At 39.6% G+C, this 13157-nt stretch carries 9 protein-coding genes; 4 read left to right on the top strand and 5 right to left on the bottom strand.

Annotated elements, in window-relative coordinates:
• Positions 1–120: 120 nt before the first annotated feature.
• Positions 121–798 carry a hypothetical protein gene (locus ACXIUD_RS16400; protein ID WP_458053723.1) on the bottom strand — a complete coding sequence of 226 codons (678 nt, stop codon included), beginning with the start codon at positions 796–798 and terminating at the stop codon, positions 121–123.
• 136 nt (positions 799–934) lie between these two features.
• Between ACXIUD_RS16400 and ACXIUD_RS16395 the strand changes: the two genes are divergently transcribed.
• Genes ACXIUD_RS16395 through ACXIUD_RS16385 form a run of 3 tightly spaced genes read left to right on the top strand, consistent with a single transcriptional unit; the run spans position 935 to position 5463 of the window.
• Positions 935–1834: a class I SAM-dependent methyltransferase gene (locus ACXIUD_RS16395; protein ID WP_458053722.1), complete on the top strand. Its 900-nt coding sequence runs from the start codon at positions 935–937 to the stop codon at positions 1832–1834.
• A complete protein-coding gene (locus ACXIUD_RS16390; RefSeq protein ID WP_458053721.1) occupies positions 1831–3006 on the top strand; it encodes an aspartate aminotransferase family protein in 1176 nt (391 codons plus the stop codon). The genes ACXIUD_RS16395 and ACXIUD_RS16390 overlap by 4 nt, the downstream gene beginning before the upstream one ends.
• A gap of 60 nt (positions 3007–3066) precedes the next feature.
• Complete coding sequence (locus tag ACXIUD_RS16385) at positions 3067–5463, top strand: penicillin acylase family protein (RefSeq protein ID WP_458053720.1); 2397 nt, start codon at positions 3067–3069, stop codon at positions 5461–5463.
• 250 nt (positions 5464–5713) lie between these two features.
• Here ACXIUD_RS16385 and ACXIUD_RS16380 read toward each other — a convergent pair whose 3' ends face one another.
• From ACXIUD_RS16380 to ACXIUD_RS16365, 4 genes are all read right to left on the bottom strand, one after another.
• A complete protein-coding gene (locus tag ACXIUD_RS16380; protein WP_458053719.1) occupies positions 5714–7315 on the bottom strand; it encodes a GMC family oxidoreductase in 1602 nt (533 codons plus the stop codon).
• Positions 7316–7668: 353 nt separating this feature from the next.
• The gene (locus tag ACXIUD_RS16375; RefSeq protein WP_458053718.1) at positions 7669–9345 is read right to left on the bottom strand and encodes an AMP-binding protein; all 1677 of its coding nucleotides are present in this window, start codon (positions 9343–9345) and stop codon (positions 7669–7671) included.
• 325 nt (positions 9346–9670) lie between these two features.
• Positions 9671–10828, bottom strand: a complete 1158-nt coding sequence (locus tag ACXIUD_RS16370; RefSeq protein WP_458053717.1) for an acyl-CoA dehydrogenase family protein — start codon at positions 10826–10828, stop codon at positions 9671–9673.
• A gap of 181 nt (positions 10829–11009) precedes the next feature.
• A complete protein-coding gene (locus tag ACXIUD_RS16365) occupies positions 11010–12542 on the bottom strand; it encodes a M20/M25/M40 family metallo-hydrolase (RefSeq protein WP_458053716.1) in 1533 nt (510 codons plus the stop codon).
• 185 nt (positions 12543–12727) lie between these two features.
• On the opposite strand from ACXIUD_RS16365, the gene ACXIUD_RS16360 reads away from it, so the two are divergent.
• On the top strand, positions 12728–13156 hold the full coding sequence (locus ACXIUD_RS16360) for a hypothetical protein (protein WP_458053715.1): 429 nt from the start codon (positions 12728–12730) through the stop codon (positions 13154–13156).
• The last annotated feature ends 1 nt before the right edge of the window (position 13157 follow it).

Raw genomic sequence — 13157 nt, 5'->3', positions numbered from 1 at the left:
AGTTTTGCTTATTGGAGATATATAGACGGCGTTTTAATAAGGAAATTTCTCAAAAATTAATCAGGTAGTTTCAAGACAAGTCATTCACGTGTACTCTTTAAACCTTCAATTGCCAGCTGTTTACAAATCACTCTTCACCACCAAGACCACTTTTTTAAAATCTTCTGGTTTTTCTAGCTTTAGTTTTTCTTTTTTGATCAATTCCTGAACTTCCTTTTCCTTAGGACCAGCGAAAGCTTTAAGGGCTTGCTTAGAGGTTTTGATTTCGGTTGCTGTCAGCCCTTTCATATGAAAATAATTGATATCATACCTGAATTCATCATATTGAGGGCCTGAATAGCCATCTCGCTGTACATATGGCTGAATAAATGTTTTCCGATGAACAGCCACAATTTTCTGATTTTCTCCTTTCCATAATAGCTCAGTTATCTCTTGTTTAGTGCCTATTCGTTCACGAGAAAACAAACGCTTTTGCTCTTGACCTGTTTCCACAATTACCCAATTATTCACTGAAAAAGGATCTGAATCAACACCATCAGTTTGGATAAATAAATCCCCCCTATCCAAATTGATATTAAAAGGGATATTATCATATGTCTTTCCATTTGTTAAGACGATTGTACCCAATTGTGCTTTTTCAAAAAGTAAAGGAGTTCCTTTAATCCCCACCGAAATGGCATTTAACCTGAAGCTTCTAGAGGCATCTAGAGTATACTCTTGAATTGGTGTTTGTGCTTCAGCAAACTTTACAAATCCTATTAAAACCAAACAAACAGCTACTATTCTTCTCCCTAACATGTTTTGAACCAGTAATTAATTTGATAAATTTATTGATAGCGTTAAAATCGGAAAGAAATATCAATTTTAAAACCAAGTTGGTGAAGTTCTAGGATAAAATATCCGGTCATCATTAAGGATTGCTTACTTTTGCAGGATGAAAGAAAGTATACTCTCCTTGTGCCCCTCCCATTGGACTGACTATGAATTGATCGATACGGGAGGATTTGAAAAACTGGAAAGATTTGGCAAGTTTATCTTAAGTAGACCAGAACCACAGGCTATCTGGGATAAAAGCATGCCAGAGTCCGAATGGAGAGCCATGGCGCATGCACATTTTGCCAAAGAAAAAAATAATCCTGAAAAAGGACAATGGCAAGAATTTAGACGTATCCCGCACAACTGGCAGGTAGCTTATAAAAATCCTCATGGACTAGATTTAACACTCAATCTTGCCATGACTTCTTTCAAACATATTGGACTTTTTCCTGAACAAGCGGTTAATTGGGACTATATCAGCGAAACCCTAAAGAACTTTCCTATTGCTAAGCCAAAAATATTGAATCTTTTCGCCTATACAGGGGCAGCTAGTGTTGCTGCACGTGCTTGTGGAGCAGATGTAACTCATTTGGATTCTGTGAAGCAAGTAGTCACTTGGTCCAAACATAATATGGAAAGTTCCAAACTCGATGGCATCCGATGGATTGTGGATGACGCCATGAAATTCATCAAACGGGAACAAAGAAGAGGAAATACCTATCATGGAATAATCTTGGATCCACCTGCATACGGAAGAGGTCCTGATGGTGAAAAATGGATTTTGGAAGAACAGATCAATGAAATGCTCAAAGTATGTGCAGATATCTTAGATCCTACGCATCATTTTCTCATTCTCAACATGTATTCATTGAGCTTTAGCTCTATGATTGCAGCCAATTTAATCCGCTCCAATTTTCCTAAAGTGGAAAACGCTGAACATGGGGAGCTATATTTGGTTGATAAATTTGAAAAGAAACTACCCTTAGGCATCTTTTTTAGATTCAGAAGTTACATATGAACAATAGACAACTATTTCTTAGCCATTTGGCTCAAACCACTGATTTTCCCTTGATGATAGAAATCGAGCGCGCTGAGGGGATTTACATGTATGGGCCAGATGGTAAACGTTATATTGATTTAATTTCCGGCATAGGCGTCAGTAATATCGGACATAGACATCCGAAGGTTTTGAATGCCATTCAAGAACAATTGGATAAGTATCTTCACTTGATGGTTTATGGGGAATATGTGCAAAGTCCACAGGTTCAATTAGCTCATGCCTTGTGCCAAACACTTCCTGATTCATTGAATAATGTCTATTTAGTCAATTCAGGTTCCGAAGCAGTTGAGGGTGCTCTTAAACTTTCCAAACGCTATACCAACAGACGGGAAATCATCTCCTGTATCAACGCCTACCATGGGTCGAGTCACGGTTCCTTATCCGTTGGAGGAAATGAAGTCTTCAAGCGCGCCTACCGTCCCCTACTCCCTGGCATTCGCAATATTCTTTATGGGAGCTATTATCAGTTGGATCAGATAACTGAGCAAACAGCTGCTGTAATTATTGAAACTATTCAAGGGGAAGCAGGTATCAGAGTTGCTTGTAAGCAGTACTTTCAAGCCTTGAGAAAACGTTGTGATGAAACAGGCACTTTACTTATCTTGGACGAAATACAAGCTGGATTTGGCCGTACGGGTAAATTTTGGGCTTTTGAGCATTTTGAGATTGTGCCAGATATATTAGTTTGTGCCAAAGGTATGGGCGGAGGTATGCCAATTGGAGCATTTATTGCCAATCAAGAGGTAATGGCAGCCTTTAAAAACAATCCTTTGCTGGGACATATCACTACTTTTGGAGGACATCCGGTTTCTTCGGCAGCGTCTTTGGCTACCTTAAAAGTTATTCAGGAATGCAGTTTATTGGAGCAAGTAGAGACAAAAGCAAATTTATTTAAAGAGCTATTGGTACATCCCAAAATCAAAGGCATACGAAATAAAGGGTTGATGATGGCAGTGGAATTTGATTCTTTTGATGTATTGAAACCCATCATTGATCGAGCCATAGAGATGGGTGTGATTACGGATTGGTTTCTATTTTGCGATGATAGTATGCGGATAGCTCCACCTTTGATCATTACAGAGGAAGAAATCCGTGAAGCTTGCTTGATTATCTTGCAAGCAATCGGATAAGCGGCTTTTAATTTCAGAAGGAAAGAATTAAATTTCCTTCATCAAAGCCCAAACTTATCCATGAAAAAATTTCTCTACGTACTCTTCAGCCTACTAATAGCCTTATTAGTAGGTTTTTTATTGCTTAAAAATGCGCATTCTCCACAATATTCAGGACAGCTATCCTTGGATGGGTTGAATGAGGAAGTAACCGTCTATTTCGATGCACACGGTGTACCGCACATTTATGGTCAAAATGCTGAAGATACCTACCAAGCGCTCGGGTTTTTGCATGCCCAAGACCGAATCTTTCAAATGGATATGATGCGAAGAGTGGGGACTGGAACTTTAGCAGAGTTTCTAGGGGAAGATGTTCTAGATATCGATAAATTCTTTAGAACCTTAGGGATTCCACAACATGCTGCCTGGAGTACGGAAATCTGGAATCAAGAAGGTTTTTCCGAATGGAAATCAGCGACAGAAGCGTATATCAAAGGAGTCAATCAATTTATTCAAGAAGGTAATTTACCCATTGAATATACCTTGCTTGGGTCCCAACCTCGTGAATTTACTATAAACGATATGCACGGAGTAGCTGGCTATATGGCATTTTCTTTTGCCATGGCTGTTCGTACGGATCCTTTGGTGACCAAAATTGTCAGGAATTTAGGCCCTGATTACACCAAATCCCTTTCTATTCACACGCTTCCGGAGCATTTTGTTATCCCCAATCATTATCCCGAGAGAGATGCTGAATCGGGAACCATTGTCCGCAGCAAACAAACCATCGCTTTCTTGGATAAATTACCTGTTCCCATGTTGGATGGTTCCAATGCTTGGGTGATAGCTCCAGAGCGTACGGCTTCGGGCCAAGTCTTATTTTGTAACGATACGCATATTGGATTTGCTCAACCATCTGTTTGGTTTGAAGCGCATTTAGAATATCCTGGCTTTAGCTTTTATGGGAATCATTTAGCTGGACTCCCATTTGGTTTGGTAGGGCATAGCAGACATCATAGTATTGGATTGACCATGTTTGAAAATGATGATCAGGATTTTTTTGAAGAGCAAATAAACCCTGACAATCCTTTGGAAACAAAGTATGGAGATGGTTTCGTGCCTATGACTGTCAGAGAAGAATTGATTCCTGTCAAAGGAAAAGAACCTGTAGCCATTACCATCCGAGAGTCTATTCACGGTCCAATCATGAATGAGGTAGTTCCTGAAATCGCCCGCTTAACCTCTAATCCTGTGGCTTCTTGGTGGGTATATGTATTGGAGCCTTCAAAGGCTATGGAAGCGTTGTGGAAATTGAATCATGCAAAAACCATTGATGATGTAGAAGCGGCGGCTCCTTTGATTCATGCGCCTGGTCTGAACATCATGTATGGAGATAAGGAAGGAAATATTGCTTGGTGGGCAGTAGCTCGTTTACCTATCCGTCCATCACATGTCAATTCCAAAGTATTTTTGGATGGAAGTAATCCTGAGGACGAACCACAAGGTTGGATGCCATTCTCAGAAAACCCTATGAGTATTAATCCTCCCTCAGGTTTTGTAGCCTCAGCAAATAATCAGCCAGATACTTTGAGTAATGGTACATTTTTCCCAGGTTATTATTATCCAGGAGACCGTTGGAACAGAATTGCTAAAACAGTAACATCCCGTAATGACTGGACAACGGAAAGTATCCAAAAGCTGCAATTGGAAGCCATCAATGAAAATCATCCTTTAAATGCTCAGTCGATGATTGCAGCTGTAGGAAAAGAAGCTTTTGGACCTTATACGGATGCGCTCAAAGCACTTGAACGCTGGTCAGGTAATCATGACTTGGATATTATAGCCCCCACTGTTTATTACAAATGGCTGTATCACACGCTTCATGGCATGATGGCTGATGAATTGGGAGAAGAGGATTTTAGTACTTTTTTGACCACCTTTCTCTATATCCGCAGCGTACCAACCCTAATTCGTTCAGAAGATTCTAAATGGTGGGATAATGTCGAAACAGACGTCATAGAAACGAAAAAGGATATTGTTGCAGCGGCTTTGGAAAAAACACTCCAGGAATTAGCTGAACAGTTAGGGAAAAAAGATTCGGAGTGGTTGTGGAAAAAAGTGGTAACGTTAGAACACCCTCATCCCTTAGGTTCTAAAAAACCTCTGGATAAAATCTTTAATGTAAAAACGGTTCCAGTAACAGCTAATGAGGAGTCCGTGAACAAATTACCGTTCAAATTGAATGGAGATGGAATATATCAGGTAAACTCAGGTCCTGCGATGCGGATCATTTTGGATTTTGCAGATGTGGACGCAGCTATTTCCGTGCTTCCAACAGGACAAAGTGGAAACATCTTCAGCAAATACTACAAAGACCAAGCACACATGTATGCCACTGGTAACTACCGTCCAATGTTAATGAACACAAAAGAAATTGAGGAAAAGGCTGTTTCTGAGTTAGTGTTTAAGAGACGCTAGGCTTGGTTTATCGCAAAGGCTCAAAGGAGCAAAAAATATGGCGTGGGTTGAAACCCGCGCCTTTTGATTTTTGGATTCCCAGCTAGAATTTTGGGTTCATAACTTTATATCCAGTGTCAAATCAAGATTCAGGACCCGAAAAAGAAGAATCGTATTTGAACCACACCTTAAACACATTGTTAACGATTCACTTTTCACTAACCACTAAATCAACCAATCACTTAATTAACTAATAACACACTGCACACTGCTAACTATTCATTAGCACTAAATCCGCGGCTTTCTCTCCAATCATGATGCAGGCGGCGTTGGTATTTCCAGTGATGATAGTGGGCATGATAGAGGCGTCGGCTATCCGGAGCTTTTGTATGCCATACACACGAAGTTGATCATCCACCACGGCCATAGCGTCTTTGCCCATTTTGCAAGTCCCGACGGGATGATAGAGTGTTTCCAGACTCCTCTTGATATGTTTTTCTAAAGTCTCATCATCGAAGCTCGACGGAAGATAAATCCCATCTTTTTGAAAAGCTTGTAATTCCTTGGTTTCCATTACTTGCTTAGCCAGATACATGCCTTTTTTGAGAGTTTCTAAATCATCGGGATGTGAGAAAATATTAGGCTGTATTTTGGGAGAATCCAAGGGATTAGCAGAATTCAATCCTACAAATCCTTTGCTTTTTGGCCGTACTAAGATACACATAATGGAAAAACCAGACTCCTTTGGAAATGTTGCAACATCATACAAATCCGTACTGTAATCTTTCTTTACACCTGTCGGTGCAAAATGGAATTGTATATCGGGTCGGTCTAATGATTGATCAGTTTTGATAAAGGCATTAGCAGTCAAGGGACTATTGCCTAAGACTCCTTTTTTGAACAATATATAATTAGCCAATTCACGAAATTTCACTAAGGGCTTTAAGGTATCGTTATTTGTTGGAACTGTAGATTTAGCAGAGACTCCTGACCATACATGCTCTAGTAAATTCTGCCCTACTCCTTTTAACTCATGTTCACAAGCAATCCCAAAAGAGTTTAAATATGCAGCATCTCCGATTCCCGATAGCAATAAAATTTGAGGACTTTGAAAGGCTCCTGCGCTTAGGATTACTTCCTTGGAACAGAAGATTTCCCGAATTTTACCATCTCCATTGATCGCTTGCACACCTTTGACAACCTTGTTTTCAAGGATAATTTTTGTCACTTGTATTCGAGTCATTACTGTCAGATTACTTCGCTTCAAAGCAGGTTTCAAAAAGGCAGCAGCGGTACTTTGTCGCTCATTATTTTTGATTGTAAATTGGAGTAAGGAAGCACCCTCTTGTTGAGCTGCGTTATATTCAGGGTTTTCGGGAATACCTATTTGTGTACAAGCCTTGATGAAGTACTTTCCCAAGGGATGTGGCTGCTGACTGTGAGCTACATGCAAAAAGCCATCATTTCCATAAAATTCACCAGAAAAATTTTCATTATATTCGGATTTTTTGAAGTAGGGCAATACATCTTGATAACTCCAACCATCATTCTCTAAAGCGGCCCATTCGTCAAAATCTTTTGGATTTCCTCTAACGTAGGCCATAGCGTTGGTACTGCTGCTACCTCCCAACACTTTTCCACGGGGAATATAAATCTTTCTACCATCTACATGTTCCTGAGGTTCTGTCCAAAACGACCAATCCACAGCAGTCCTATTCAACTGACTATAGGCGCCAGGAATGTGAATATCTGTTTGACTGTCGGGTCCCCCTGCTTCTAGAAGTAAAACTTGGTTTCTTGGGTTTTCAGATAAACGATTGGCCAAGACACAGCCCGCCGAACCTGCTCCTACAATAATGTAATCAAAAATCATTTGGTATTTTGGGTTTTTAAGAAACAAAAAGTATGAAAAAAATGAGATTTGCACAAGTTTTTTTTGATTAGAGGTAGGAATGGGGAATTCTTTATTATACAAAGTACCATAGCCTATCCCGTATTTGGATACCAAGTCAGGATTTCAGTCTGAAAGCGAGATTTGATTTTTTAATTAGGTAAAAGGCAACTTTTCCAAAGTTCCAAACTTTGAAAAAGTTTTTCCCTTGAGGTTCAATAAACCCCTAAAGGTCAATTATTCCAAAAAAAATACCCTGTTGGTTTTTAAAACCAACAGGGTATTTCTCTTACAAATTTGCATTTTAATTAACTTCAGTGCTCATTGTTCTCAACTCACTCCTTCTTCTCGTGCATTTCCTTGATTTTTCTACGAAGGATTTTTCCCACGTTAGTCTTAGGAAGTTCATCAGTAAAGTAAACTTCCCGAGGAACCTTATAATTGGTCAAATTCTCACGACAGTGCGAGATAACTTCTTCAGCCGTCAAAGATTTATCTTTAGCAACTACATAAGCAACGACTTTCTCCGTAGATTTATCATCAGGCATGCCAATTACTCCAGTCTCTAATACCTTTGGATGTAAAGCAATTGCATTTTCCACTTCATTTGGATAGACATTAAAACCTGATACCAAGATCATTTCTTTTTTACGGTCTACTATTTTCACAAAACCGTCTTTATCAATTACCGCAATATCTCCAGTCTTAAACCAATCGCCATCCATTACTTTTTCCGTTTCCTCGGGTCTATTCCAGTAGCCTTTCATCACTTGAGGTCCTTTAATGCACAATTCTCCTCGTTCTCCCACAGGTAGATCAGCTCCGTTATCATCGATTATTTTTACATCCGTGTTAGGTAGCGGAATCCCGATGGTACCAATTCGTTCCGTACCATCGATTGGGTTACAAGTAGCCACAGGTGAAGTTTCCGTAAGACCATAGCCTTCCGCTAAAGGAGTTCCTGTTACTTTTTCCCACTTTTCGGCTGTAGCCTGCTGCACGGCCATGCCACCACCTACGGATATTTTAAGAGAAGAGAAGTCCAGCTTAGTAAATGCTTCTTGGTTCAATAATCCATTGAACAAGGTATTCACACCTGTCATTACAGTGAATTTCTTCTTGCTTAATTCCTTGATAAAACCTGGCATATCTCGAGGATTGGTAATCAGTACATTATGTGCACCGATTTTCATCATAGCCAAACAATTAACTGTTAATGCAAAAATGTGATACAAAGGCAAAGCAGTGATGACAATTTCTTCTTTATCCACCAATTTTGGTTTCATCCAAGCAGAGATTTGCTGCATATTTGCTACGATGTTTCCGTGGGTCAATTCAGCACCTTTAGAAACTCCGGTAGTGCCGCCTGTATATTGCAAGAAAGCGGTATCTGCCAAAGTCATATCCTGACGCTTAAATTTGGAAACATCCGCCTTCCCCATCATCGTTTTCCAACGGATAGCTCTTGGAAGGTTGAAAGCAGGCACCATCTTTTTGACATGCTTCACTACAAAATTCACAATCGTGCCTTTCAAGCCACCCAGCATATCACCCAATTCAGTAACAATAATATGCTTGGTATTTAGTTCATGGCGGATTTTTTCCAGATTGGAGGCAAAGTTGGCTACAATAACGATGGCTTCAACCCCTGCATCTTGAAACTGATGTTTCATCTCTGGGGCAGTATATAAAGGGTTGGTGTTGACCACCACCATTCCTGCTCGGAGGGTACCAAAAAGCGCTACAGGATATTGCAGACAGTTGGGCATTTGAATGGCCACACGGTCCCCCTTCTTCATATTTAAATCATTTTGAAGGTAGGAGGCAAACTTTTTGGAAAGCTCATCCACCTCGTTGAAAGAGATGGTTTTACCCATACATTCATAGGCAATCGCATTTCCAAATTTCTTCACACTCTCTTCGAACAAGTTGACGACCGAACTGTATTGGGTGACGTTTACCTCGGTATCTACTGCTGATGGATAAAATTTAAACCACGGGAAATTATGCATAAGTAGTTTTTTGATTTTGGGTTTACAACATTAGAAGGACTAAATATAAAGCATAAAAGTTTTAAAGCCACAAAAAATGTCTCGTAGAAGGAGCAGAATGCACAGAAAAATTTACTGAAAAGATGTATGGAATAGATTCAAACTATTGAAAACAATTTCTAAGGGTGTTTAATCCCTCAGGGTATAAGCAATGAGTTGTCAATCGGAGTGTCAAAAGATTTACTGAACAACAGTTTTCCAACTCAAGAAGGAGTTGAATTCGGAGAATAATTTATTTCTACACAAAAAAGCCAACCCTTTAGGAGGATTGGCTTGAATAGAAATCTTACTTCAAAATTTTTCTGGCAATCAACTCTTTCATGATTTCGTTGGTACCTGCGTATATCCGTTGTACACGAGCATCAGCGAAGGCACGGGCAACAGAGTATTCCCACATGTAGCCATAGCCACCATGTAACTGTACGCACTCATCGGAAACCCAACATTGCAATTCTGTTAATAGATACTTAGCAGCAGAAGACATGGCGGAATCTAATTTTCCTTCATTATGCAACGCGACCAATTGATCTGCATATATTCTTCCTTGTTCTAATTTGGCAGCCATTTCAGCGATTTTAAAACGCGTATTCTGGAAATCTGAAACCATCTTTCCAAAAGCAGGCCTACTTTTAACATAGTCAACTGTACTTAAAAATGTAGATTCAGCCAAGGCAATAGCTGCCAAACCAACTACCAATCGCTCCTGTGCCAATTCTGTCATCAAATACTTGAAACCCTCTCCTACTTTACCTAATAGATTTTCTTTCGGAACTTTTACATCCTCAAAAAACAATTCACAAGTATCCTGTGCGTGTAAACCGACTTTTTCAAAAGGCACTCCTTTGGAAAATCCAGCCATATCCTTGTCAACAAGAAACAAACTGATTCCTTTAGCACCTAAGCTAGGATCGGTTTTGGCAGCGACCACCACGACATCGCAAAGGTATCCATTGGTGATAAAGGTTTTAGAGCCATTGATTAGGTAATAATCCCCTTTATCCTCGGCTGTGGACCGAATAGCCTGCAAATCAGATCCAGCTCCAGGTTCCGTCATGGCTACAGCAGCTATCAATTCACCAGAAATCATACCCGGTATATACTTTGCCTTAGCGGCTTCGGTTCCATAATGCATGATATAAGGAAACACAATATCTGAATGCAATGGATACCCTATCGCTGGACCAGAACAACCAGAAAGCCCTAATTCTTCGGTGAAAATGGCATTATATCGAAAATCAGACAAGCCCAATCCGCCAAATTCCTCTGGAGCTTGCATGCAAAGAAATCCGTTTTCGCCCAGTTTCTTCCAAGACTCACGACTAACCATTTTATTTTTCTCCCATTCAGCGTTATTGGGAGTAATTTCTTTGGAAATAAAATCTCTTACGGATTGGCGAAAGAGTTCATGCTCCTCCGTAAAAATCATTCTTGGGACTTTGTACATATCTATTTGGGTTTATAATTCAGAATTTTAAGAAAACTATCGTAGATTAAACGATAAAAATCTCCCGAAAGTTAAAAAATTAAGCCTGTTTAACCAATCAAAATTTGGTATTCGGTATAAATGCAATAAAAAAAAGCCATGAACGAATTGTTCATGGCTTCCTTTCAATGAGTGGTAAATTTTACCAAGGTTTTCTTGGCAATTTTTCTGTTCTCTCAGACGTGTTATACACCATCGCTGCTATAATGATGGCAGCTTGGGTCATATCTCCAAATTGCATGCGCTCATAAACATCCATATTGGTGTGATAGCCTTTACCATAGTCAATTGGGTCTTGTATAAACTGAAAACCTGGAACACCCACCGCATCAAATGCTACGTGGTCTGTGGAACCTGTGCTTCTTCTTGTAATGGTATTTGCTCCCATCTCATGGAATGGCTCAAACCATTTTTCAAAAATAGGAACCAGCATATCATTTCCTTCCAGATAAATCCCTCTGATTTTACCGGAACCATTATCTAGGTTGTAGTAAGCGGAAATTTTATCCCACTCTGCTTTTTTCTCTTTCGTACTTCTGTCAGCCACATATTTCTGAACATAACCTCTGGAGCCATACAATCCCTGCTCCTCTTCACCCCATAATGCGATACGGATGGTTCTTTTTGGTTGAACATCCAAGGCTTTCAAAATACGAATCGCTTCCATCATTACGACAACACCAGCGGCATTGTCATTGGCACCTGTACCGGCATGCCAACTATCCAAGTGTCCACCTAACATGACAATTTCAGGCTTAAGAGTTCTATCAGTACCAGGAATCTCTGCAATAACATTATAACCTGCATAATCATCATCCAACCATTGAACATCAATTTCAGCCTCTATACTTACCTTTTTACCGTTTTTGATCAGGCGATAAATACGGCCATAGTGTTCGGCAGCAATTTCCATTTCTGGGACTGTTACTTTTTTATCAGTAGAGAATGAACCTGAACGGGTGTGGAATACTGTTCCGAAGCTACCTCGGGTACCTGTCAAACGTAAGCCTACCTGCTCTTCCAATAGGAAGGCATTTAACTTGGCATCCAATTCTCGGGCAGTTCTCATTTGTGCCATCTGCTCAGGAGTCCATCTTGATGGCATATTGCCCACAGGAATTGTTTTTCTATTTTCTAATTCCTCATCTGTCCAACGTCTTGCTTCCGCTTCAAATGCTGGATTGACAGTCAAATTTGCAGGAGTCATCACAACTTTGCCTTTCAACTTCCCTCTATACTTATCAAAGTCTGCATCCGAAGAAATTTCTATCAACATCACTTCATCAGAAACCAAGCCATTGGTTCCGTCTGTCCAAGCTTTCGGATATCCAATGATCTGTGCATAATAAGGCTCTTTCATGGCAATGTAGGCTTTCTTCACATCCCATCCACGACCAAACTCACCATAAGTATCGATTTTCACATTGCTTAAACCCCATTCCTTGAATTTTTCTGCTGTCCAATTTCTTGCATTGCGAAGATTAGTAGATCCAGACAAACGTGGACCTAGGAAGTCTGTTAAATGAAAGGAAAGATCTTGAATTTGGGAATTGCGCATTCCTTCATTTTTGATGCGATGCATCATTTCCAAATTAACCGTCTCTTGAGCAAATACTTGCCCCATGGCCAAAAGCCATACCAAAATCAGGCTTGATATCTTGGTTTTGTAATTCATAAGCTGTTGATTTTTATTTTCAGCCCTAAAAATGTAGAAAAATATGGATTGAGAGATAACCGATGATGTAATTTTCATTCAATGCACGTATTAATTAGAATGATTGATTTTATTGAAAAGAAACTTACACGAAAAGTCTCAAGTTTGTCATTTTTAATATATTTGTCCAAAAGACCGATTTAAACATGAAAAGAGTTCCCTTATTATTAACTAGTTCAATCATCACTTTCTTTACCATTGCTTGTTCTTCTGGGAAAAATGAGGAAGACAATTCGGAGATTTACATCGAAGCAAATGTATATCATCAAAGCAGCCTTGATGCCCGTGAGGAAATTATGGAAATCGAAAAATTATTAAAAGAACAAGATGTTGATTTCTCTAAGTTAAAAGAAGAATTAAAAATTTGGGATAAGGAGATTATCGAAGTACCTGGATTCGAGCATTCCCATGACGATGAATTTCAACGAAAATACCATGTGCATAACCGTATGAAGCCATTTTCCGCAGAGGAACACTTAGAATACCAAAAGGTAATGAATGCAGAAATCAAGACCTTGCTTGACAGTTTCAAATTGTTGACAATTGAAAAAATAATGGATGAGGGTGAGGATTAAA

Source organism: Mongoliitalea sp., assembly GCF_054166905.1.
Note: the sequence above shows the minus strand (reverse complement) of the source record. Positions and strands in the feature narration are given on the sequence as shown.